27 protein-coding genes and 1 pseudogene are annotated in these 24,714 nt (G+C 27.5%); 1 reads left to right on the top strand and 27 read right to left on the bottom strand.

Translation table 4 applies throughout. The features are described from left to right. Positions 1 to 41 precede the first annotated feature (41 nt). Positions 42 to 740: a 16S rRNA (guanine(527)-N(7))-methyltransferase RsmG gene (gene rsmG, locus SCITRI_RS01225; RefSeq protein ID WP_071891966.1), complete on the bottom strand. Its 699-nt coding sequence runs from the start codon at positions 738 to 740 to the stop codon at positions 42 to 44. 93 nt (positions 741 to 833) lie between these two features. Between rsmG and SCITRI_RS01220 the strand changes: the two genes are divergently transcribed. Continuing rightward, positions 834 to 1,337 (top strand): isochorismatase family protein, encoded by a 504-nt coding sequence (locus tag SCITRI_RS01220; protein ID WP_071891961.1) that lies wholly within the window; start codon positions 834 to 836, stop codon positions 1,335 to 1,337. Between the two features lie 35 nt (positions 1,338 to 1,372). On the opposite strand, the gene SCITRI_RS01215 is transcribed toward SCITRI_RS01220, so the two are convergent. The 26 genes and pseudogenes from SCITRI_RS01215 to SCITRI_RS01100 form a co-directional block, all read right to left on the bottom strand. Next, positions 1,373 to 1,951, bottom strand: coding sequence for an HNH endonuclease signature motif containing protein (locus SCITRI_RS01215; protein ID WP_071891957.1), 579 nt, complete (start codon positions 1,949 to 1,951; stop codon positions 1,373 to 1,375). 9 nt (positions 1,952 to 1,960) lie between these two features. Beyond that, on the bottom strand, positions 1,961 to 2,554 hold the full coding sequence (locus SCITRI_RS01210; protein ID WP_071891953.1) for a DNA-3-methyladenine glycosylase: 594 nt from the start codon (positions 2,552 to 2,554) through the stop codon (positions 1,961 to 1,963). 45 nt (positions 2,555 to 2,599) lie between these two features. Next, complete coding sequence (gene nusG / locus SCITRI_RS01205; protein ID WP_071891950.1) at positions 2,600 to 3,253, bottom strand: transcription termination/antitermination protein NusG; 654 nt, start codon at positions 3,251 to 3,253, stop codon at positions 2,600 to 2,602. A 30-nt stretch (positions 3,254 to 3,283) separates the two neighbouring features. After that, complete coding sequence (gene secE / locus SCITRI_RS01200) at positions 3,284 to 3,721, bottom strand: preprotein translocase subunit SecE (RefSeq protein WP_004028374.1); 438 nt, start codon at positions 3,719 to 3,721, stop codon at positions 3,284 to 3,286. Positions 3,722 to 3,730: 9 nt separating this feature from the next. Continuing rightward, positions 3,731 to 3,880: a 50S ribosomal protein L33 gene (gene rpmG / locus SCITRI_RS01195; protein WP_071891946.1), complete on the bottom strand. Its 150-nt coding sequence runs from the start codon at positions 3,878 to 3,880 to the stop codon at positions 3,731 to 3,733. Between the two features lie 53 nt (positions 3,881 to 3,933). Continuing rightward, positions 3,934 to 4,137: a hypothetical protein gene (locus SCITRI_RS11025; protein ID WP_237238007.1), complete on the bottom strand. Its 204-nt coding sequence runs from the start codon at positions 4,135 to 4,137 to the stop codon at positions 3,934 to 3,936. Between the two features lie 249 nt (positions 4,138 to 4,386). Beyond that, positions 4,387 to 5,121: a 23S rRNA (guanosine(2251)-2'-O)-methyltransferase RlmB gene (gene rlmB / locus SCITRI_RS01185; RefSeq protein ID WP_071891944.1), complete on the bottom strand. Its 735-nt coding sequence runs from the start codon at positions 5,119 to 5,121 to the stop codon at positions 4,387 to 4,389. 61 nt (positions 5,122 to 5,182) lie between these two features. After that, a pseudogene (gene trmFO / locus SCITRI_RS12400) lies at positions 5,183 to 6,495 on the bottom strand (methylenetetrahydrofolate--tRNA-(uracil(54)-C(5))-methyltransferase (FADH(2)-oxidizing) TrmFO). A gap of 4 nt (positions 6,496 to 6,499) precedes the next feature. Next, positions 6,500 to 7,837 carry a cysteine--tRNA ligase gene (gene cysS / locus SCITRI_RS01175; protein ID WP_071891939.1) on the bottom strand — a complete coding sequence of 446 codons (1,338 nt, stop codon included), beginning with the start codon at positions 7,835 to 7,837 and terminating at the stop codon, positions 6,500 to 6,502. Between the two features lie 11 nt (positions 7,838 to 7,848). Further along, a complete protein-coding gene (gene mnmG, locus SCITRI_RS01170; RefSeq protein WP_408641585.1) occupies positions 7,849 to 9,732 on the bottom strand; it encodes a tRNA uridine-5-carboxymethylaminomethyl(34) synthesis enzyme MnmG in 1,884 nt (627 codons plus the stop codon). A 24-nt stretch (positions 9,733 to 9,756) separates the two neighbouring features. Beyond that, positions 9,757 to 11,337 (bottom strand): methionine--tRNA ligase, encoded by a 1,581-nt coding sequence (gene metG, locus SCITRI_RS01165; protein WP_071891931.1) that lies wholly within the window; start codon positions 11,335 to 11,337, stop codon positions 9,757 to 9,759. A gap of 84 nt (positions 11,338 to 11,421) precedes the next feature. After that, positions 11,422 to 11,850 (bottom strand): hypothetical protein, encoded by a 429-nt coding sequence (locus SCITRI_RS11015; RefSeq protein ID WP_237238006.1) that lies wholly within the window; start codon positions 11,848 to 11,850, stop codon positions 11,422 to 11,424. A gap of 154 nt (positions 11,851 to 12,004) precedes the next feature. Beyond that, positions 12,005 to 13,003, bottom strand: coding sequence for a type I glyceraldehyde-3-phosphate dehydrogenase (gene gap / locus SCITRI_RS01155; RefSeq protein ID WP_071891927.1), 999 nt, complete (start codon positions 13,001 to 13,003; stop codon positions 12,005 to 12,007). Between the two features lie 382 nt (positions 13,004 to 13,385). After that, on the bottom strand, positions 13,386 to 13,721 hold the full coding sequence (locus SCITRI_RS01150; RefSeq protein WP_071891922.1) for a DNA-directed RNA polymerase subunit alpha C-terminal domain-containing protein: 336 nt from the start codon (positions 13,719 to 13,721) through the stop codon (positions 13,386 to 13,388). 119 nt (positions 13,722 to 13,840) lie between these two features. After that, positions 13,841 to 14,752 (bottom strand): ATP-binding protein, encoded by a 912-nt coding sequence (locus tag SCITRI_RS01145; protein ID WP_071938044.1) that lies wholly within the window; start codon positions 14,750 to 14,752, stop codon positions 13,841 to 13,843. Positions 14,753 to 14,780: 28 nt separating this feature from the next. Next, on the bottom strand, positions 14,781 to 16,028 hold the full coding sequence (locus tag SCITRI_RS01140; protein WP_071891918.1) for a DnaD domain protein: 1,248 nt from the start codon (positions 16,026 to 16,028) through the stop codon (positions 14,781 to 14,783). A gap of 164 nt (positions 16,029 to 16,192) precedes the next feature. Beyond that, positions 16,193 to 16,897: a folate family ECF transporter S component gene (locus tag SCITRI_RS01135; RefSeq protein WP_071891913.1), complete on the bottom strand. Its 705-nt coding sequence runs from the start codon at positions 16,895 to 16,897 to the stop codon at positions 16,193 to 16,195. Between the two features lie 3 nt (positions 16,898 to 16,900). Then, a complete protein-coding gene (locus SCITRI_RS01130; RefSeq protein WP_071891908.1) occupies positions 16,901 to 18,025 on the bottom strand; it encodes a bifunctional folylpolyglutamate synthase/dihydrofolate synthase in 1,125 nt (374 codons plus the stop codon). A 9-nt stretch (positions 18,026 to 18,034) separates the two neighbouring features. Then, positions 18,035 to 20,872, bottom strand: a complete 2,838-nt coding sequence (gene uvrA, locus SCITRI_RS01125; RefSeq protein ID WP_071891903.1) for an excinuclease ABC subunit UvrA — start codon at positions 20,870 to 20,872, stop codon at positions 18,035 to 18,037. Between the two features lie 143 nt (positions 20,873 to 21,015). Next, complete coding sequence (locus SCITRI_RS01120; RefSeq protein WP_071891900.1) at positions 21,016 to 21,339, bottom strand: hypothetical protein; 324 nt, start codon at positions 21,337 to 21,339, stop codon at positions 21,016 to 21,018. 55 nt (positions 21,340 to 21,394) lie between these two features. Then, a complete protein-coding gene (locus tag SCITRI_RS11010) occupies positions 21,395 to 21,667 on the bottom strand; it encodes a hypothetical protein (protein WP_237238005.1) in 273 nt (90 codons plus the stop codon). A gap of 174 nt (positions 21,668 to 21,841) precedes the next feature. Beyond that, a complete protein-coding gene (locus SCITRI_RS11005) occupies positions 21,842 to 22,036 on the bottom strand; it encodes a hypothetical protein (protein ID WP_237238004.1) in 195 nt (64 codons plus the stop codon). A gap of 23 nt (positions 22,037 to 22,059) precedes the next feature. Continuing rightward, positions 22,060 to 22,359: a GIY-YIG nuclease family protein gene (locus SCITRI_RS01110; RefSeq protein WP_071891896.1), complete on the bottom strand. Its 300-nt coding sequence runs from the start codon at positions 22,357 to 22,359 to the stop codon at positions 22,060 to 22,062. 6 nt (positions 22,360 to 22,365) lie between these two features. Further along, complete coding sequence (locus SCITRI_RS01105; RefSeq protein ID WP_071891891.1) at positions 22,366 to 23,898, bottom strand: ABC-F family ATP-binding cassette domain-containing protein; 1,533 nt, start codon at positions 23,896 to 23,898, stop codon at positions 22,366 to 22,368. Between the two features lie 143 nt (positions 23,899 to 24,041). Then, a complete protein-coding gene (locus tag SCITRI_RS10480) occupies positions 24,042 to 24,242 on the bottom strand; it encodes a hypothetical protein (RefSeq protein ID WP_164023925.1) in 201 nt (66 codons plus the stop codon). An 88-nt stretch (positions 24,243 to 24,330) separates the two neighbouring features. After that, on the bottom strand, positions 24,331 to 24,600 hold the full coding sequence (locus SCITRI_RS01100) for a hypothetical protein (RefSeq protein WP_237238003.1): 270 nt from the start codon (positions 24,598 to 24,600) through the stop codon (positions 24,331 to 24,333). Positions 24,601 to 24,714 lie beyond the last annotated feature (114 nt).

Raw genomic sequence — 24,714 nt, 5'->3', positions numbered from 1 at the left:
GTTGCATCTTATAATTTTATACATTATTATTATATAACACTTTATCCAATTGGAAATTTTTTTATTTGATTAAACCGACGTGGGTACGGTTCTACAGTTGGTCTTGTCTTAATAAAATAACATATGTTCCGTTCACCAAGTTGTAAAATTGTTTCATGTTGAATTTTTTCTAATTTTAAATTCAAAACAGATAAAGTTTTTTGCGCTGCCTGCAATTCAGCATTAACATTTGGTCCTTTATAACAAATAATCATTGCTGATGTTTTAACCATTCGCACTACCAATTCTAATAGCATACCTAAATTAGCAACAGCACGAGAAACAACAATATCAAAAGATTCAGAATGCGCTCAACTATATTCTTCTGCTCGAGCATGAATAATTTCAACACCTTTTAACTGTAACTTCAGCACTAATCGTTGTAAAAATAAACATCGTTTTTCTAACGATTCAATAATTGTTAATTTAATTGTTGGACAAAGAATTTTTAAAACAAGCCCTGGAAAACCAGCCCCACTACCAACATCACTAACTGTCATCTCCTTAGAAAATGAGAATTCTTTTAATAATAATCCTGAATCAAGAAAATGTTTAAGATAAACCTCTTCTTCCTTAATAATTGTGGTTAAATTCATAATTTGGTTTTGTTCAATTAAATATTGATAATATACTTGTAACTGTTTTTCTTGTTCAGGTGTAATTTGTAATGCTGGTAAAGCTGTTTTAATTAATTTAATCATCGATATCCCCCATAACTTTTAATTGCTTTTAACATTATAACAATATATTTGGTAATATATAAATAGTTAAGAAATAATTAAAAGGAGTATAAAATGAATAAAAAAGCTTTAATTGTCGTTGATTATCAAAATGATTTTGTTGACCCTAATGGAGCATTATATGTTCCAGGAGCAGAAAAACTATATGAAAAAATTGTTGCTTTAATTGCTGAATTTCAGAATAATGATGATTTAGTTATTGCAACAAAAGATTTTCATCCTAATAATCATTGCTCATTTGCCAAATGAGGTCCACATTGTATTGCAAATACCTTTGGCAGTGAGTTTTATAAATTAACTACAACGCAATTTGATCATATTATTTTAAAAGGAACACAACAAGATGCTGATAGTTACAGTGGTTTTTTTAGTGATAATCAAACTTCAAATGGATTACATGAATTTCTTCAAGAACACAAGGTTACCAACTTAGTCATTGTTGGTGTTGCTTTAGATGTTTGTGTTTCAGCAACGCTTGTTGATGCTATTAAATTAAACTATCATGGTACTGTTGACTTAACAGCTAGTATTGGGCTTAAATCACAAGTTGTTTTTTAAAAAAACTATTATGAATGAACAACATAATAGTTTTTTTAAAAATCATCATCATCATCATTATTAGAATCAATATTTTTGACACGCATAATTGTTTCACCATTTGGTAATTGACCAATGCGTCCTTTACTACTTCCTTTTCATTTAACTTGATAGTAAATAATTCCTTTAGCATGTAATAGTTTTAAAATTTCAATTCAATTATATAGTTCACCACGATACATTCATCGTTTCTCACTATGTGCTTCCACTAAATCACGATTATAAAAACTATGCGGATGTGATCACATCCTAATTTGTCGAATTGTATTTTCTCGTTTTGAAACAATTTCTAAATTTTCTGCTCTATTATCACGTGGGTTACCATTAATATGATCAATTGTCATATTTGGTGGAACTGAACCAATAAACAATTCAACAACCAATTTATGTAATGGTCTTGTTTTTGTTTTTCCGTCTTCACGACGACGAATTAAATAATAATTAGTGTTTTTGGGTTTCTTTAATTCCTTAATTTTCTTTGTTACAATATTACGAACACGTCCCATATTGCTAATCTCAAGATAAGGAAATTCTCGGTGGACCTTTCAAATTTCTGCTTTTTTTGCTTTATTCATTTTAACCTCTTATTTTTTCGAAACTGCCTTGTGATCTGTAATATAAAATCGATATGGTTTTAATTTAAAATTTGTTGCATACTCAATGTTGACTCGTGATGTTGTTGTAATGTCAATTGTAGGTAGAACGATATCTTCGACAAGATATAAAACCGAACTTTCTAGCAGGGCATGACCATCATCAGCTTTAGTAATTTTTAAATAGCGTGACAACTTCCCAGGACCATTTGCTAACTGTGGTGTTGAAACAAAGCCAGGAACTGTTTCATCAATAATAATTTCACCAGCGCGTAATAAAACTGCACTTGGATAATCAGTTTTATCAGTAACAATATTAAAGCAATAATACATTCCGTAAATTAGAAAAACATGTGCAAAACCGCCTTTTCAAAAAAGTGTTTTATTACGAGAACTACGGTTATTGTTAAACCCATGATTAGCATCATCATCAGGTCCATCATAAGCTTCGGTTTCAATAATTTTACAAACAATTTTTTTCCCATTAATAATTCGAACTAAATATTTTCCTAATAATTCGCGTGCAACAACAACAGCATTTTGCATAAAAAAAGTATCATCAGTTAAACGGTTTACATTTATCATTTTAAAAAAGCATAACAAAAATTAATATTAATTTGCTATGCTAACCTACCCAATTTTTTCACATTGGTCAAATTCAACCTCAGTAGGTGTCAAACGACCAAACATTTCTAAATTTACTATTGCAATCCCTTTTGAAGTGTCAATTTTTGTTACTTGTCCTTCCATCTCAGTAAAAGTTCCTGATAAAATTCGAACATAATCATTAACTTCAAAGTTTGCCACAAATACTTTTTTAACTTTTTTTCCTTGCTTTGTTGCTGTTTTTTTAGCTGCCAATGATTTTGAAAGCATTGTTCTTGCTTCTTGATCTGTTAAAGGAAAAGGTTTTGTTCCTCGCCCTGATGAACCAATAAATCCAGTAACCCCTGTTGTGTTCCGAACAATATATCAAGCTTCATCATTCATAATCATATTAATAAAAATATAACCTGGATAAAGATTTTTCTCTTTTTCTATTAGTTTTCCTCCTTTTTTGGCTGAAACTGTCTCTTTTATAACTCTAATATCAAAAACAACATCTTTCATATTTAATGATTCTACCCGCTGAATTAAGTCATCACGAACACGATCTTCATGCCCAGAATAACAATTAATTACATATCATTTTCCAGGATACTTCGTAATATCTTCTAAAGTTTCTTTGTCTTCACTTTTATCATTATCAATGATTTCATCTGTTATTGTGTTTTTTCCTAACATTACTTTACTCCTTTTAAACCTATTTATTAATTATATAATGCGAGCAACAGTTAATAAATGATGTAAAACTAAATCTAATACTAAATAAAACACCGCAAAAGCAATAATAAATAAAATTGTGATTAAAAACTTGCGCCCTAAACTACCCTTACTTGTTCATCGAATTCTTGTAACTTCTTTTGCCATTTTGACAGGAAATTCACGAAAAGCTAATTTTCAATTTGTTTTTTTACTTTTATTTGAATTTTTACGCTTAAAAAGACCTTTTTTAATTGGTTCACCATTTTCATCAACTTCTGGTGTTGTGCTTATTTTTCTTGTTCCAACTTGAATTGGTGCTGTTTTACTTGCTTTTTTCTGAAAAATTAGCGCTGCTTTTTCATTTTTCTTTTGAATTTTTAACGCTTTTTTTTCTTCTTTTGTTAAAACAGTTTTAATTTTCTTTTTTGATTTTTCATTTTTTTCCATTGCAAACACCTACCTTGTTTCTTTATGTTTAGTATGTTTATTACATGTTTTACAAAACTTATTTATTTCTAATCGTTCTTTCTGTGCCATCTTGTTTTTAAATGTTGTATAGTTTCGATTTAAACATTCGGAACATACTAATATAATCTTTTCGCGCATAATATTCACCATAACTAATTATAGTATATTAATAACAATATTCATATACTTAATTAACTATTTTTATAAAAATCTCTTGTTTTTTGCATAATTCGTTGCATTGCATTATCAACTTGGCAATAATTCAACCCTAATAACTGATGAATATTATAAATATTTTCACCAGCAAACCATAATCGAAATACTTCTTTTTCTAAGGGCGACAATCGTTGATAAAATATTTTAATAATTTGTTTTTGTTCATCAAAACAAGCCATTTTATTAGAAAAATTATCATCTTTTTGGCACTTTCTAATACTGAAAAATATTTTAAACTTTCTAAATCAGCTAATTCAATTGGTAACCCAAAATACTTATAAAAAGCTCGTCGCTTAACATTTTCTAGAAAGGGCGCATAAAATTTATATAAACTAAATAATGCTGTCTTATTATGACCTTCTTGAAATAAATAAAGTAATTCATATTCATTCATCGTAACAATAGTCAAATCCTTTCTAAATTAAATTCTATTGTTGCAACATTTTAATTTGATAAATTAAAATAGCACTAGCAACCGATACATTTAAAGAATCAAGATGACCTGCTGTTGGAATATAAATATTAAAATCAGCATGCTTTAATAATTTTGCACTAATTCCTGTTCCTTCATTACCGACGATTAGACAAATTGGGATATCATATTTTAATTCACTTACATTTTGTGCTTTTGTGTTTAAACTTGTTGCATAGATTCAAAACCCTTGTTTTTTTAAATATTCAATTGCATTAGTTAAATTATTTACTCGACAAACTGGAACATAATTAAAAGCACCGGCAGATGTTTTGGCAACAGTAGCATTAATATCAACTTGTCGTTTATCTAAAATAATAACCCCATCAACATTAAACAAATCACAAGTTCGCAAAATTGCACCAAAATTATGTGGGTCAGAAATTTGATCAAGAACTAATAAAAATGGATGTTTATTTTGTAATGCTTTTGTTGTTATCGAAGCTAATGAATAATTTTGTGGTTTACAAATTTCTAATATCAAACTTTGATGCTTACTAGTTTGTACAAGCGTTGTCATTTCAACTGCTGAACAAAATACAACCTTAAGTTGACGACTTTTAGCTAGTTTTAAATAATAATCATTATTTTTCCCTTGTGGTAATAAATAAAGTTTATTAATTTTCACTGCTGGATTTAATAATGATTCCACAACAGGATTAATTCCATAAATGTATATATATTCTTGCATATTTTCTTCCTTTTCCTGTTTTATTATCCATAACCAATATTAATAAATTTCTTTATAAGTATTATAATTTAATTTGATATTTTTTAATAGTTTCTTTTAATTTTTTTATTGTTCGAGAATAAATTGCTAAATTTTTCTCTGTTTTACTTTTGAATTTAGTTGTTAAAGTTGGCACGATGCCAATATTTGCTTTCATCGGTTTTAAATCTCGTTGTTTTGGATTTGTAACATAGTTAACTAATGCTACTAGCATAGTTTCTGAAGGAAATTTAATTAATGGTAAATCCATTACATATTGATAGACATTTAAGGCATATAATAATCCTGCTGCCGCTGATTCTAAATAACCTTCTACACCAATAATTTGACCAGCAAAAAAAAATATTATTTTGTTTATATTGTAAAAATTGATTTAAAACTTTTGGAGAATTAATATAATTATTTTTATGTAAAACTCCATATCGAACAATATCTACTTTTGCTAACCCTGGAATAAATTGTTTAATAATTCGTTTTTGTTCTGGTCACGTTAGATTTGTCTGTCAGCCTACTAAATTATATAAACTATCAATTACATTATCTTGTCGTAATTGAACCACCTCAAACGGTTGCTTACCATTTTTGCCTATTAAATGATTACTACTCATTGGACCATTCAAAAGAATTTTTCGTGATGTTTGTGCCATAATCTCAATTGGTTGATAACCTTTAAAATATTTTTCAAAATCTGCAATAGGTACTCGTTTTGCTTTTACTAATTCGGTAACTAATTGATTAAATTCATCTTCTGTTAATGGACAAATAATATAATCTTTTTGTTCTGAGTGTCGTGCGCCATAATATGCTTTTGAAAAAACAATTCCAGCTTTTGTTATAATTGGAGCTGAACCATCATAATAACACAATGCTTTCTTACCCAATTAACTTCTTAAGTTCAAAAGCAAAATTTGCTGTTACTAATGGTCCAACAGCAATAATGGTAATTTGTTTTGGATCTATTTTAATAAATTCATCATAAATAATATTAATATTAGGATGATTTATTAAAGTTGCTGTAACTTTTTGTGAAAATAACTCGCGGTCAACACTAAGCGCATCATCAGCAGTAATTTGGACATCATAAGCTGTTTTTAAAATTAAAGAATCTAATAATTTTAACTCTTCTTTTAAAATACCAATTGCATTTTCTTTCGAAACACTACGAAAAGAATTAGAACAAACTAATTCTGCAAATGTATCTAATTTTTGAACTGGATTTTTAAATAATGTTTTTGCTTCATATAATTTTACTTTTAAACCAAGTTTTGCTAACTGGTAAGCAATTTCACAGCCTGCTAACCCAGCGCCAATAACATTAATTTCTTTTTGTTTCATTATGTTACAAAATATCTTTTTCTACTAAAACCTTACGAAGTTCATCTGCTTTGACAAAATCCTTATTATTTTTTGACTTAATTCATTCTAATAAATATTTACGAATTTCACTACTAATTAATGGTAATTTAAAATTAAAATTCATAATATTAAAAATAATATTATAAAAATCACTAGCAAGTTGTAAATTAAGTTTTTTGTCACGTAATTGAGTATTAATAATTTTAGTCATTTTACTAATAATATTTAAAACATTCGGGCTATTCAAATTATTTGCTAACTCAGCAAGGACTTCCTTAACATTGTGGCCATGTTGTGTTAAATTATAATTTAAATCATATTCAACTAAATATAAATTTATTGCTTTTAACACTTTAAAAATCTTTTCTGTTTCACCTTGCGCACTAATAATTAAAGTTTCTGTTACATTTAATGGTTGTGTATAATTAGTTGCATATAATAAGTAACGTAATGTATTTGCCCCATATAATTTAATAAAATCACGAACTAAAATAGTATTATTTAAAGATTTACTCATTTTTTTATCAGCAACATTTAAATGCCCATTATGCATTCAAATTTTTGCGATTTCCTTATTATTTTTTGCGAAAAATTGAATTCGTTCATTTTCATGATGAGGAAAAACTAAATCAATTCCTCCGGCATGAATGTCAATTGTTTCTTTATGAAAAAATTTATCAATTAAGACAGCACATTCAGTATGTCATCCTGGACGACCTTGATATAATTTACCTTTTTGATCATAAAAGGGGAAAGAAATCCCTTCTGTTGTTTGCTTTCATAATGCAAAGTCATATTGACTATGTTTGTTAGCATCATGCTCAATTCGAGCATTAGCTTCTAATTCTGAAATTTTTTTATTAGCTAATTGTCCATATTGTGTTTGATATTTTGCAATATCAAAATATACACTACCATTAACTTCATATGCAGCATTAATTTTAACTAATTTTTGAATAAAAGTAACAATATCTTTAACATGGTCTGTTACTCGTACTCACTTAGTTGGTGTTCTAACATTTAAATTAAAAACATCTTCTTCAAAAGCTTTAATATAAAATTCTGCAATCTCTTGTTCAGTTTTATGTTCTGCTGCTGCTTTAGCAATAATCTTATCATCAATATCCGTATAATTTTGAATATAATTAACCTCAATTTGTTGAAATTGTAAAAAACTAACTAATAAATCAACAGTAATAATTGCGCGAGCATTACCAATATGAATGTAATTATAGACAGTTGGTCCACAACCATAAATATTAATTTTTTTTGTTTGACTATAATCTGTAAAATTACGAGTCAAAGTATTATATAATTTCATACTTCACCCTCTTATCTATTTGCATCCAATTCCCTTTTTTTTAAATGAAACAAAAGCATTTGAATATCAGCTGGATTGATTCCTGAAATTCGATTTGCTTGACCAATTGAAATTGGTCGAATCTTTTTAAATTTTTCTCGTGCTTCAAGTGCTAAGTTATCTACTAAGTCATAATTTAAATTAGCCGGAATTAATTTATTTTCCAACTTAATTGTTTTTAAAGCAATTTCTTGTTCTTTTTTTATATATCCTTCAAAGCGAATATTAATTAATAAGTTTTGTTTTAAAAATGATTTTAAATTATTTAACGGTGGTAACTCATCCTCTAAATATTTTAACTCAATATTTGGTCGTTTTAATAAATTATAACCAGAAATGCGTTCTGTAATCTTGGTAACACCTAAGTTATCTAACTTTTGAATTAATGGTGATTTTGCCGTGAAATAAGTTTCTTTTAATAATTGCATTACTTCATTATAACTTTGCACATTATTTTGATATTCTGTTCAACTTTTTTGATCAATTAAACCTAATTGATAAGCATAATTTTTTAACCGTTCTTCAGAATTATCATTCCGCAATAATAAGCGATATTCGGCACGGGAAGTTAATAAACGATAAGGTTCTTCCGTTCCTTTTGTAATTAAATCATCAATTAATACTCCAATATAAGCTTGATCACGACGTAAAATGAAAGGTTCTTTTTGATCAATACTTAAAACAGCATTAATTCCAGCCATTAAACCTTGACAAGCAGCTTCTTCATATCCACTTGTTCCATTGATTTGACCTGCTGTATATAAATTTTTAATTTTTTTTGTTTCTAATGTATGTTTTAACTGTGTTGGTACAACCGCATCATATTCAATTGCATAAGCTCATTTTAAAACTTCAACATTTTCGAATCCAGGCAAGGAACGGAGCATCTTTTCTTGTACATCAATTGGCATTGAAGTTGAAAACCCTTGAACATAAATTGTATTTAAACTCTTTGATTCTGGTTCTAAAAATATTTGATGACGTGGTTTATCAGCAAAGCGCACAATTTTATCCTCAAAACTTGGACAATAACGTGGTCCCGTTCCTTTTACATTCCCAGAGTACATTGCTGATGCTGTTAAATTGTTTTGCACAATACTATGTGTTTTTGGTGTTGAATGAATTAATCAACATAATTCTTGCTCTTCTAACGGTGTAAATGTTTTTGTTGAATAAGAAAAGGCTAGTTGCAAATCACTTCCTGGTTCTGGTTGTGCTTTGCTATAATCAATTGAAGTATTAAGAACTCGTGCTGGTGTGCCAGTTTTTAGGCGAAATAATTCAAACCCTAAATGTTTTAACTGCGTTGATAACCCTGCTGTTGTAATATCGCCATCAGGTCCTTCTGCTTTTTTTGTCATTCCTTGTAACACTAAAGATTGCATATATGTTCCTGTTGTTAAAATAACTTTTTTGGCAAAAAATTGTGTTTGGTCTTTTAACATTACCCCATAACAATTATTATCATCATCAACCAATAAGGATTGAACTGCTCCTTCATATAAATCTAAATTATCTTGCTTTTCAATTACTTTTTGCATATATTTTGCATATTGAATTTTATCTGATTGAGCACGTAAAGCTCATACAGCAGGCCCTCGCGAAGAATTTAATAATTTCATTTGCAAAGCTGTTGCATCAGCTGCTTTTGCCATTTCACCACCGATGGCGTCAATTTCACGAACAACAATCCCTTTCGCTGGACCACCAATTGAGGGATTACATGGCATTAATGCAATTTTATCTTTATGCAAAGTAACTAATAATGTTTTCTTCTGCATTCTTGCTGCAGCTAAACTTGCTTCAACTCCAGCATGACCAGCACCAATTACAATTACATCATATTTTTTCATTAAACTCCCTCCTTTATTACTTTTATATTAATTTAATTCTGTTTCAATTTGTTTTAATTCTTGTTCTACATTAACACGATTAAATAAGTTTTCTTTTTTCTCTATCGTTTTATTATATATGATTTCTTGCATTAAAATTGTTTTAAATGTTAAATTAGTTAAATTAACATTAAAATAATCGGCAATCTTTTGGGCATTATCAACTAAAACTGGCTGCAATAAAAAGGCGCTAACGATAATAGTATAAGCTAAACTTGCTAAAGTTTCATGTAATTGCTCCATATTTTTGTTTTTTTCTAATTCCCAAGGTTTATTTTCTTCAATATATTTATTCGCCTTATTACATAGTTCTAAAATCATGCTTAATCCTTCTGAAATTTGATAAGCATCCATTGCTTGTTGATAATTTTGCACCGCTTGAACACAACTTTCAATTAATACATTATCCAATTGTTGTTGTTTTACTAACTGTCCATTAAAATATTTGCTAATCATATTACTTACTCGTGATACCAAGTTCCCGATATTGTTGACTAAATGAGCATTGTATGATTCTAAAAACATTTCATAAGAAAATTTACCATCATTTTCAGTTGGAATTTCATATCCTAAATAAAACCGTAATGTATCACGCCCATATTTATCAATTAAATATAATGGATCAACAACATTTCCAATTGATTTACTCATTTTAGTATCTTTAAATAAAATTCAACCATGCGATAAAAGTTTATTAGGTTGCCGTAATCCTAAACTTTCTAACATACTTGGTCAATAAATAGTGTGAAACCGAGCAATTTCTTTTCCTAATAATTGTAAAATTTCAACATCCGGATTATTTCAAAATTTATTAAACAATGCATCATCATTTGACAAATAACCTAATGCTGTTAAATAATTTGATAAGGCATCAATTCAAACATAAATAATGTGTTTATCATTTTCTAATGTTTTAATTCCCCAAGAAAAAGTTGTTCTAGTAACAGATAAATCAGTTAAGCCCGGTAAAATAAAATTATTTAACATTTCATTTTTTCTTGCTTCTGGCTCAATAAAACCGGGGTGATTATTATAATAATTAATTAAAAATTGACTATATTTTGAGACTTTGAAGAAATATGTTTCTTCTTTTACTTTTTGTGGCTTATTACCACAAACTAAACATTGGTTTGTTATCTTATCAATTTGTGCTTCAGTTAAAAATTCTTCACAACTAACACAATACAAACCTTCATACTCTCCTAAGTAAATATCCCCATTATTATATAATTTACTAAAAATCTTTTGGACTCCAACTTCATGTTCTTTATCAGTGGTACGAATAAACTTTGAATATTCAATTCCTAATTTATTTCATAATAATTTAAAATTATCAACAATCATTGTTATAAATTGATATGGCGTTATTCCCGCAGTTTTTGCTTTCTTTTCAATTTTTTCACCATGTTCATCGCTACCTGTTAAAAAGAAAGTTTCATAGCCAGCCATTTTTTTATAACGATTAAGAATATCAGCTAATGTCGTGGTATATGCATGTCCAATATGTAATTGTGCGCTTGGATAATAAATTGGGGTTGTAACATAAAATAATTTCTTGTTTTGACTCATAATATATCCCTCTCATTGTTATATGTTTAACAATATAAATTATATCGTATTTTTACCAATAAAATAAGGGTTTTTAAAAGGTAATTAATGCCTTTGTAAAAATAATAAAATAAAATCTATTTGCATTAGTTTATCAGAATATTTTTCTTTCAATATTTGAACAGCATCAGCATATAAATTATCGTGTCATTCTTTAATATCTAATTTTTCTTTAAAATAACTAAAAGCCAATGTTTTAGCATTTTGTAATAATGAATCAATTAGTAATGACAGTGTTTTATAAGTATCAGCCAAGACTAATTCTAAACGATATGTAAAATCTTCATCAGTAATAACACGGCCATTATTCCGAATTAAAAGAACATTATCATATAATAATTGAATTGGAGTTGAATCATTAATTTTTTCTGTATTTAAAACTAACTTTAGTTGATCACGAATATTACTAAAATGCTTTTCTAAAATAGGATTTTTGATTTTTTTGCTCTCCTTAATTGCTTTAATTGTCTCCATTATCAACTCGTAAATAAACCAGCGATAGTAACGATAGTTTTCTAGATTATTTTTATAAGATTAATTCTTATATAAACATCATAGCATAAGAAATATCTTTTTTAGAAAAATAAAAAAACACTAAAATATTTTTTAGTGTTTTGTATATTTTAAATTAAACTGTAGCAAAGTATAATAATGTACGTACCATTTGTGATACATATGACATTTCATTATCATATCATGCATATACTTTAACTAATTGTTTACCATCACGTTCAATAATTTTTGTTAATGTTGCATCAAAAATTGATCCATGTGTTTCACCAATAATATCTGATGAAACAATTGGTTGTGTATTATAACCAAAAGTTTCTGAAGCTGCTGCTTTCATTGCATTATTAATTTCTTCAACTGTTGTTGTTTTTTTCAATTCAACTGCTAAGTCAACGATTGAACCAGTAATAGTTGGAACACGTAATGCCATTCCATCAAATCTACCTTCTAATTGTGGTAATACTAACGCAACGGCTGCTGCTGCTCCTGTTTTAGTTGGAACAATATTTGAAAAAGCAGCACGTGCTCTTCTTAAATCATCATGTGCTAAGTCCAACAATCTTTGATCATTTGTTACCGCGTGAACAGTTGTCATGTATCCTTTTTCAATTCCAAATTTTTCATCTAATACTTTTGCCATTGGTGCTAAACAGTTAGTTGTACAGCTTGCTCCTGAAATAATAGTATCTTCCTTTTTAATTTCCTTGTGGTTTACATTATAAACAATTGTTTTAACATCTGTCCCTTTTGCTGGAGCTGAGATTAAAACTTTTTTTGATCCGGCTGTAAGATGTTTTGAAGCACCAGCACGATCAGCAAAGAATCCTGTTGATTCAACAACAACATCAATTCCTAATTTACCTCATGGTAACTCAGTAGGGTCTTTTTGGGCATAAACATTTATTTTTTTCCCATCAACAATAATAAATCCTTCTTCTGAAGAAATTTTTCCTCGTTTTCACCCTCCTTGGGCTGAATCAAGTTCTAATAATGTTGCTAAAGTTTTTGCCTCTGTTAAATCGTTAATTGCGAAAATTTCAACATTTTTTTCGTCAAATAATCTTCTAAAAGCTAAACGGCCAATACGTCCAAATCCGTTAATTGCAATTTTTGTCATCTACTTTTTCTCCTCTACATATATTTAATACTCTTAGTCTGCAATAAAAACATTGCATACTTATTATATATTTTACAACCTATAGGCCTAATTTGCAAGAAAATTAGAAAATATCCAAATAAAGGTTATCTTATTGATAGGATGCTTTATTTCAAATACTTTATTAAGGAAAAACTTGAACTTGTTAATTGCTTACAATACTAATTAAAACTATTTTTATATCCTACGTAATATTTTATTATTAAACTAACAAATATTGTCTAAAGTTATTAATCTTCATTAATAACTTTTACATCCGTAATTTTATGACTTACATTATAATTATAAAAATATTACACTTGTATTTATAATTTATAATATTTCGTTTTTTCTATCTCCCAATTTAATGTCGAAAGTGTAAACCTAACTCATGCATTTTTTCTTTAATTTCTGTTAATGATTTTTCTCCTAAATTTTTAATATTTTTAATTTCATTTTCTGTTTTTGAAACTAAATCAGATAATCTATAAATTTTTGCTTTTTCTAAACAAATTTGTGTACGTTGCGTAATTTCTAAATCATCAATACTATGATTCAATAATTGATTTCGCTCCGTTTCATCCATTTCTAACCAAATAGTTATTTGTTCTTGAATTTCATTTGAATTATTACCCAGTAAATTTGGAATAGCTTCAAAAAATGTTGTTGTAGTAAATAATAAATTAAAAATTCTTTTCATATCTTGTTTCCATTTCAATTCTTTAATTACTTCTAAATAATTAAAACATCTTTATTTTTAGAAACCACAATACATATAATCATACTGCTTTTAACAAATGTGGCTAAGAGAAAATCTCCTTAGATTGTTAATTTTTCCACATAGTCCTCATCAGTTCTTCTACTATTTCCTAACAATTCTAATTCTGTTGCTAATCCTCGGATCCGATCAACAATTCTTAATGCTTTTACTTTGTTAATTTCTTTATCATTAATTTCAGTTTTGATATTTGCATAAATTGTTGTTAAAGCTGTTGTTGTAAAATTTGATGAAAAAAAAGTTGGTAACTGACGACTAATACGGTCATTTAAAATACGAAATAATAAATCATCACGAACTCATGGAGAAACAGTTTCTCCCCCAATATCATCTAAAAATAAGACATCAGCTCCTAATAGAATTTCAACTAAAGATGATTCACTATTAAAAAGATTAAATGATTCTTTTACTCGATTAATTAAATTAATTATTGAAATAAAAGCAACTTTACGATTATTATTTGCCAAAACATTAGCTAAGCGAATTAATAAATAAGTTTTGCCAACTCCTGGTTGGCCATAAATATATAAGCCTTTTTTTCGTTGGCCTTTAACAAATTTGACCATTTCCCCAATAATAATATGCATATTATTAAAATTTTCATCTTTTTTAATATCATTTAATCGTAATTTTAATAATTCATCACTAAAGTCATAATAAACATAGTTATTTTTAACTTTATTTTTTTCTTTGATAGCTATTGTATGCTCACATTCAATTCGTGTTAAAAACAAATTATCATTTTCTTTTTTAATATAATATTTATAACCTTTAAATGGTTGTTGGCATAAAGATAAAGATAATAATTTTTCACATTGATGATAATTATTTAAATATTCTTGAAAGAGTGGCTCAAACTGTTGATAATTATTAATATTAAACTCAATTTCTTGTAAATTAAGCATTAATTCTGCGTTATTTTGAAGTTGTTTTAACAAATTTAGTTTTGACATTGCCTCCATCTCTCTTTCATTTTTACTATTATAAATTTTTTAAATCATCTAATAATTGTGGAAGATTAACTTTCTTAATTCCCTGTTCTTGACGTTTTTGTTCATAAATTTTATTATATTCTAATTCAGCCATATTATGCTTAACTGTTTTTTCTTTCCATTGATATGTTTTTGCTTTAATAGCATCTTTTGTAACTTTACTTTTTTGTGTTTTTGCATAAGCACTACGTAAATGCTCCATAGCTTTATCAACAGTATTAATTTGTAGTTGATGAAAAGTATTTGCAATTTTTTCACAATACTTTCTTTCAATTCGATGAGTATTTTTAAATCAAACATATTCAATTAAACAATTAACTACTCCCGGGGTTAATGAATAATTAATAATTAAATCACGAATTAATTCAATCTCAATTGGTGTTGGTTTCTTATTTTCTCGTAGTAAAGTTAAATATTGAATTGGATCAATTGAAACCATTTCATTAATTTTTGCTTCTAACATGTTAGTTCGCTTAATAATATTTTCATCACTAACAATTAAATTTAATTGTTCCTCATTAAGTTGTTTTTTTAATACTGTTTTTTGATGAAAATCAGATAGCAAATGTTGAAATGTCTCATAATTAAAAATTCGTTCTTTGGCAGTTAACTCAATACTTTTGTAAATAAAAATAGCAAGATTTTTTGTTAAAACATTATAATAATTTGCTAATTGGATAATTTTTTCACGATATGGTAAGTATAATTTATGATTTGCATTTTTTGATGCTAAGTATTTATCAATATAGACAAAATCAAATGTCATTACTTTATTACTTAATTGGTCAGATAAATCATTAAGATTTTGTTTGTCTTCTTGATTATTAACAATAAATTTAGCTTTAATAATTGCAAAAGATTTTTCTCCTACAATATTTAATAAATAATTACTTAAAATTTGATTTTCAAAAAAAGCAATTGCGGAAATTGGTAATTGTGGTTTTAAAATATAATGCTTTCCTTTTTCTCGTTTTAAAATTTTTAATAAGCCAATTGTTTTTAATTTACTTTTTGCTACTAAAAATTCGTCATATGATATTTGTAATAATGTTAAAAGACTATTTAAATGATATTTAGTATTTAATTCTAAGATGAAATCTTGTGCTGTCAAAGCAATATATAACATATGTGCTTTATCGCCAATAATTGGACGATATAAACATAAAAGTAACATACGTTCATCATCTGACAATTGATACTCTTGTTTAATTAAATAAGTAGTTTCCTTTTCCATCATTTTCCCGTTCCTCTTTGTTTAATCATTAATAATATTACAACGAACAATTAATAAGTAAATATAATTTGTTAAAATAATGCTATTAGCTGACTTATCCACAATCTCTTTTAATAAAAATAGTTATAACTATTAAGTTTTTAAAACTTTTCCACATATAAACAATTTTAACTATTACATGTTTTCTGTTTTTTAAATTTAATTGGTGTTAAAACTAATAATCCTTTCTGTGTACATCATAAAGCAATGCTATGACGTAAAATAATTAATTTATATAAAATAGTAAAGCTGGAAATAACCATTGGCAAATAAATTGCCAATTGAATTGGAAACTTAATTGTTCTAACAACAAAAGCCATTGGGAAAAATACTTGTTTCAGACCCGTTGCATATAATCATAAAACATTAAATGCAAATGAAATTAAAGCAAAACTAATTGTATATAAGATAATTGTTTTTAATATTCAAAATTTATGACTTTTAAATAAAAAAACCATACTTCCTAAAAAACCATACAAAGCAAGATTAAAAGCAAAACCACTATGATATGTTCCAGCAATATTTACCAAAGCCCCTAAAGCGTCAGTAGCCAGACCACTTAATACACCAAAAAATGGTCCAAATAACATTCCAATCACAAAAATTAAAAAGTTACCTAATGCTAATTTAATTACTCCTCCTCCCATAAATGGAAATGGAATAGTATAACTAATGACATTTGTTAAAATGACAGATAATGCAATTAATAAACTTGTAATTGTAATTGTTAAAATACTAATTTTTTTTCAATTTTTATAATTTAATAATACTCCAATATAAAATAAAATAGCAATCCCTAACCAAGCACCAATGTTTGTTAATACATATATCATATTTTACATCCTTTCTAAATAAAACTGATAAACTAATGGAATAAAGTATAGTGACCCACAAACTAAAATATTTTTTGTTTTATTTTGCAATAATAATTTTTTTCAATTTTTAATCTTATTCTGCATCTTAATATTATTAATGTCCCATGACATTGGATGTTGAAATTCCGTAATATATAAATCGTTACCAAAATGTTCCTTCAATAAAGTTAAATTTTGCATATAATCTTTTTTTTGGGAAGAAGCATACAATACTAATACTTCATTTCGATTCAAATTATGTAAGATTTCAAAAGTATGAATACAGGCACGAATTCCTTCTGGATTATGTGCTCCATCAATAATAAAATATGGATTTTTACTTAATTGGGTAAAACGCCCTAAGATTGGTTTTACTTTAAAAAGCTCATAATTAATTTTAAACTTAAAAACTTTTAAAAACTTAATAACTAAACCAACATTAAATTCTTGATAATAATTAATTGCTTGTGGGCAAATTTCGCTTGTAATAATATTATCCAAATCATGATATTTTGCAATAAAATTAAAATATTTTTTACAACTAGCACTAATAAAAAGTTTACAATTGCTTTTTGCAATTCCAACTTTATTTTGAATAATACTATCCAAACTATTGCCTAACACTTCAGTATGTTCATAATCAATTGAAGTTAATAAAACAGCTAATTGATTGTTAAAAACATTAGTTGCATCTAAACAACCACCAATCCCAGCTTCAATAATAGCAATATCAATTTTTTGTTCTAAAAAATATTTAATACAAATTAAAACTCAAATTTCAAAAAAAGTTAACTGATAAGTTTTAATTTCGCCTTTAATTTCTTTGATAATTCGTTTTAAATCATTATCGTTAATCATCTTATTATTAATTTTAATTCGTTCATTATGTTTTAAAAATGCTGGCGAAGTAAAAAGACCCACCCGTTTATAATTTAACATCAATTGACGGTGTAAGTAATTTGAAACTGATCCTTTTCCATTTGTGCCAACAACATTAATTACTTTAATTTTATTTTGTGCATCAGCATATTTTTCTGTTAATAATTTTGCCAAATTATATTTTTTTTGAAAAAATGTTGCCTTAAAAAGTTGTTTTTTAACATCCATTGTAACCTCTTACTTTAATAATGGTTTTAGATATTGTGCAGTATAACTAGTATCACTTTTTAAAACAAGTTGTTCTGGTGTTCCTGTTGCAATAATCGTCCCACCACCAATCCCACCTTCGGGTCCTAAATCAATAATATAATCAGCCATTTTAATAACATCTAAGTTATGTTCAATTGTAATAACAGTATCACCATTATCAACAATTTTATTCAAAACCACCAACAATCTTTTAACATCATCAACATGCAACCCCGTTGTTGGTTCATCTAATAAAAATAAAGTTTTACCAGTTGTCCGTTTTAACAAAAAGGTTGATAACTTAACCCGCTGCGCTTCTCCACCAGATAATTCTGTTGCTGATTGTCCTAATTTAATATAACCTAAACCAACCTCTTGCATTGTTGCTAACTTCTGGTTAATTTTTGGTTGCGCTGCAAAAAAATCACAAGCTTGGTCAACTGTCATTTCTAAAACATCATAAATATTTTTATCTTTGAATTTAACTAATAATGTTTCATCATTATAGCGTTTTCCTTCACAAACTTCACAAGAAACATAAACTGTTGGCAGAAAGTGCATTGAAATCTTAATAATTCCATCACCCTGACAGTGTTCACAACGTCCGCCTGGAACATTAAAAGAAAAACGACCTTTTAAGTACCCTCGTGCTTTAGCCTCATTCGTATTCGCAAATAAATCACGAATATCATCAAAAACTGATGTATAAGTCGCAGGATTACTACGTGGTGTTTTCCCAATTGGATCTTGGGAAATATTAATTACTTTATCAATATTATCAATCCCAACAATTTTATCATGTGCACCTGGACGTTCAGTTGCTAAACCTAAATTTTTCTTAATACCCTTTCATAAAATTTCATTCATCAAAGTTGATTTACCACTTCCTGAAACGCCTGTCAAACAAACAAATTTATTTAAAGGAATTGTAACATTAATATTTTTTAAATTGTTTTCTCGTGCTCCTTTAATTTCTAATACTAAACCATTACCACCACGCCGTTTTTTTGGCACATTAATTGCTAATTCACCAGTTAAATATTTACCAGTAATTGAATTTGGATTTTGTTTAATATCATCAATGCTTCCTGCAGCGACAACTTCACCACCATTAATCCCTGCATGTGGACCAATATCAACAATATAATCACTAGCACGAATCGTATCTTCATCGTGTTCGACCACAATTAAAGTATTTCCTAAATCACGTAAACTTTTTAATGTTTCAATTAATTTATCATTATCTCGTTGATGTAATCCGATTGAAGGTTCATCTAGCACATACAAAACCCCTGTTAACTGACTGCCAATTTGTGTTGCTAATCGAATCCGCTGGGCTTCTCCACCTGATAATGTTGAAGCATTACGTGATAACGTTAAATAACCTAAGCCAACTCGACTTAAGAAATCCAAACGATTAACTAATTCATTAATAATTAACCGCGCAATTTCTTGTTGTGATTCTGTTAATTTTAAATTTAAAACTTCTTTTAATTCATCCTCAACAGATAAATCAGTAAATTCAGAAATACTAATATTATTAATTTTAACTGACAAAGAAATTTCATTTAACCGCTTTCCTAAACAAGTTCCACACTTTTTATCCGTCATAAATTGTTTATAATATTCACGTGCTGATTCACTTGATGTTTCCGTATAACGACGTTCAATTAACTCCCCTATTCCCTCAATATAATCATATCCCCGCATAATGTTTCCACTAGCTGTTTTTAAATTATATTCAATTGGTTCACCACTACCACGAATCAAATATTCTAGTTGCTCTTTTGTTAAATCACTAACTGGTTGCTCTAACACAATATGATAATGATTAGCTAAAATTTTAAACTTTTGTCATTCAATATTTGTTGTATTAACAATATTTTTTAAATAAATTATTGCCCCTTGTAAAATTGATAATGATCGATTAGGTATCAATAAATCTTCATCAACTTCTAATTTTACTCCTAAGCCTTTACATTCACTACAAGCCCCTGATGGTGAATTAAATGAAAACAACCGTGGTTCTAATTCTGGGATAACAAAACCACAAATACTACATGAATAATTAGTTGAAAAAAGCATTTCTTTTTTTTGATCAACAAAATCAATTTTTACTAATGCATTACCATATTTTAATGCTACTTCAATTGCATCATGAATTCGACTTAATAAATCTGCTGATTCTTTATAAACCAAACGGTCAATAATAATATCAATATTTTGCCGTTTATTTTTATCTAATTCAATTTCTTCATCTAAAGTTTTGATTTCGTCATTAACTTTTACCCGAATAAAACTTTCCTGCTTCAAACGTGCAAATAAATCTTTAAAACTACCTTTTTTATCACGAACTACTGGTGATAAAATCATAAATTTTTCACCTTCTGTTAAAAGTTGTTTTAAATTATTTATGATTTCTTTAACTGTTACAGATTTAATAACCCCATGACCATTAATACAATATGGCGTACCAACTCGTGCATACAATAAGCGAAGATAATCATAAATTTCTGTAACTGTTCCAACAGTACTACGGGGATTATGACTAGTTGTTTTTTGGTCAATAGAAATCGCTGGTGATAATCCTTCAATTGCATCAACATCAGGTTTTTCATTTCCACCTAAAAATTGGCGAGCATAACTTGATAGACTTTCAATATAACGACGTCGTCCTTCCGCATAAATGGTATTAAAAGCTAATGATGATTTTCCGCTTCCTGATAAACCAGTAAAAACAACTAATTTCTCTTTAGGTACTTTAACATCAATATTCTTTAAATTATTTTCTCGAGCACCTTTAACAACGATTCAATCTTTTCCCATTTTCTCACCCTCTTAATTAGTTTTTTATAAATTAGCATCATAAAATAATCTTATTTTTAAAAAAGAAAATTATAAATTTTTAACATGTAAAAATGACTAAATCTAAGTTTAAAAAACTAACATTAACTGTCCGATTAATAAAATTAGTTAAGTTCTGTCACAATTTGACTTACTTTGGTTTCAACAAAATAAGCATATTCTTTAATTAATTCTTCTTGTCCTTCTAAGAAGAATAAAATTTTCATGATTTTTTCTTTTAGGTCTGAAACTTCTTCATCACTACTATAATTTTCAATAAAATAGATTTCAACTAATTGCTCTGCAATTTCTTCATCAACAACTGATTGTTCATAATAATTATTGTAATTAGCTTCATTTAGAATTTCACCAACAAAATCACGAAAAATTTTATCATCATTAATTTTAGTTTTAATTTCTAATAATAATTCCTTTAATTCTGGCTTCATAACTTCCTCCCTTGTTTAAACTACTTATATTGTACTATATAAATTAATTATTTGTTTAGATAAATAATTTGTTATATTGTTTTAAATATTGCTCACGATGTTTATTAATTGTAAGCAATTGCTTACTAATTAATGTTTTTTTCGTTAAAAATTCACTTTCTTCAATTTCAAATGGTTTTAAAATTAGAATTACAACATTCTGTAATCTTAATACTAATTCTTGATTATCCAATAATTGAATAGCATTAGTTAATATTTTTTCATAATTAAATCCTGCTAAAGAATCATTTACGGGGCCAATTAGTTTGGTCGTACTTTTTAAAAGCAATCGTTGTAAGCGATCATATTCATCATCAAAATAGTTTCGTTTAATATAAAACTCAACTTCTTTTTCAAAGTCATTAGTATTTTTTGACTTTTTTGGACGGAAAATATTACGATTATTACCGGTTGTATATCCTTTAGCAACTAAATTTGATAAATCTGTTGTTAAATCAATATTTTAGTCAACCTTTACTGTTACAATAAACAAAGCTCGTAAGACATAGCCAATAAAAATTTGATTATTTTTATCATTAAAATCATAATATTTTAAAATATCTAAACAAGTCATAATATCATTCCGCAGTGATTCTATTTGATAACAATGATATAGTTTAGTTAATTCATCAACTAAAACTTTAATATTACTATCCATCCTACCCCCGCTTTATGCTCCTATTATGATTTTACCATATCTGACAAAATTACAAATGGTAAATTAATATTATGGTCTTGTAAAAACATAATTTTTTCTAACCGAGATAATTGTTTAAAAGCCGCCTCGCGTTGCATTGCTGCAGAACGGGTTGCATATTCTTCACTATAAATTATTTTAACCGGTCGTCGTTTTGCTAAAGATGTATATTTTGCTCCAGCCCCCATATTATGTTCTTGTTCACGCCGATTTAAATTAACTGTATAACCAGCATAGAGAGTCTCATCAGCACAGAATAAGACATAAAAATAATGTTTTGGCATAATATCTTAAACCATCGTTTCAAAATCAAGAACTTTGTCAGCTCAATTAACATTAAGATTAATATCATGAGTTGTAATTAGAACTGTTCCATCAAAGGCTTGAATTGCTTCTAACAATGCTTCTTTGGCTAAAACATCAATATGGTTTGTTGGCTCATCTAAAATTAGTAAACTACATGGTTGTAAAGATAATGCTGATAACCGAACCTTAGTTTGTTCGCCACCCGATAATTTTGTCATCTGATTTTGCATTAAAGTACTTTTAACTCCAAAGTTGGCTAAAATACTTCGAATTCGGCCTTCTTCCAAGTCTGGGTATAAGTTTTTTAAATATTCAATTGGCGTAATATCCATTAATTGTTCAATTTGATGAAAATAAGCAATGAATACTCCATTATCAATTTTTAATGTCCCGCCTAACTTAGGAAGATTTCCCGCTAAAGTATTTAGAAAGGTTGTTTTTCCAATTCCATTATATCCTCGCACAATACATTTTTCACCATCCCGAATGTCAAATGTTAATGGTTTAATTAAAGGAAATTGATAACCTATTGCTAATTGCTCAGCACTAACAATAGTTGTACTAGCGGGCCTCTTATACTTAAAAATAAATTTTGGTTTTGTTAATTCATGTCTTTTATCCATTACTTCGATTTTATCAATTTGTTTTTGTCGTGATTGAGCACTTTTTGCTGTTGAAGCACGAGCCTTATTTTTTGCAACATAAGTTTCTAATTTTTTAATTAAACGTTCTTGTCCTTTTTGCACTTTATCATATTGTTCATTTTTTAATTTACTTAATGCTAAATATTGTTGATAATTACCAGCATAGCGGTTAATGCTTAAATTTTCAATAGCATAAATTATTTTCGCTACTTTGTTAATAAAGTCAATATCATGTGAAACAACTAGAAAAGCTTTTTCATAATTTTGCAAAAATTTAGCTAATCATTCAACTTGTTCTAAATCTAAAAAGTTAGTTGGTTCATCTAATAACAAAAAATCATTTTCCGATAATAATAACTTTGCTAGAATAACTTTTCCTCGTTGACCACCTGATAATTCTGATAATTTAACATTCAATTTTTCTGGGTCAATTCCTAAACCATCAACTAAACTACGAATTTCCTTATCAATTGTTTCAAAACCATTTTGATCTAAGTGCTCTTGTAATTTGAGTGATTTAACAAGTTCATCTTCATCATAATTAAGACTCATTTTTTCATAAATTGCATGAATTTTTTTCTCAATTTCAAATAAATGTTGATATGTTAATTTTAAAAATTGCTCGACTGTTAATGTTCCATCTAACTCTTGGTGTTGGTCTAAATAGTCAATTTTTACTCTTGGATGCACTTCAATGTTTGCTTCATCAGGAGTAAGTTTCCCATAAATAATACTTAATAATGTTGTTTTTCCTGTTCCATTTGCTCCAATTAAAGCTAAATGTTCACCTTTATTAATTCGAATTGCTGAATTTTTATAGAGAACTTTTCCCCCGTTAGCATGACTTAAATTTTCAATATTAATTAAACTCATTTTAACCTCAATCCTTTATTCCAAGACATAATTATATCTTATTTTATTGAAAATTAAAATATCTTATCGCTTTTAACCTCACCTTCTCTTCTTTGGTTAAAAAAATAAAAAGATGAAAGCTAGTTCTGAGTAGTTTTAAATAACTAAGAATTTAGTTTAAAACCTTTTTTGATAGCATCATCTTTAGGTGTAATCGTTGCTATTGTATCATCAATTGAAATTTCAATTTTATCTATTAAGTTAGCATCGTGGTTTTCAATTTGTGCTAGAATTTCCTTTTTAATATTGCCTATGTTTTCTACCTCTGTCTCTTTTAATTTTTTAAGGGCAAAGTCTTCTAACAATATTTCTAAGTTTGTATCTTCTACTGATAATTCAAATTGAAGTTCAACTGTACCAACAAGATTACTTCCATCAATTTTAGCATCATCTTTAAGCGTAATCGGTTGCTATTGTACCATCAATTGAAATTTTAATTTTACCTGTTAAGTTAGGATATTTGTCTTCAATTTGTGCTAGAATTTCCTTTTTAATACCCTCTTCATTAGTTTTATCTGTTTCTTTTAATTTTTTAAGGGCAAAGTCTTCTAACAATATTTCTAAGTTTGTATCTTTTATTGATTTTTTAATTTGACAACTAACCAATAAGGTTGGTGATGTTACTAATCCTACTGTTGTTAATAGCATTAACAATTTTTTCATTCTATATGTTTCCTTTCCAATGTATTTTGATATAATAAAAGATTTTATATTTTCTTTTATAAAATCATTATAAAAAAAAGCAATAAAAATCGCTAAATAATCTCAAGTAATTAA

It is taken from the genome of Spiroplasma citri (assembly GCF_001886855.1).
GTDB lineage: Bacteria > Bacillota_I > Bacilli_A > Mycoplasmatales > Mycoplasmataceae > Spiroplasma > Spiroplasma citri.
Note: the sequence above shows the minus strand (reverse complement) of the source record. Positions and strands in the feature narration are given on the sequence as shown.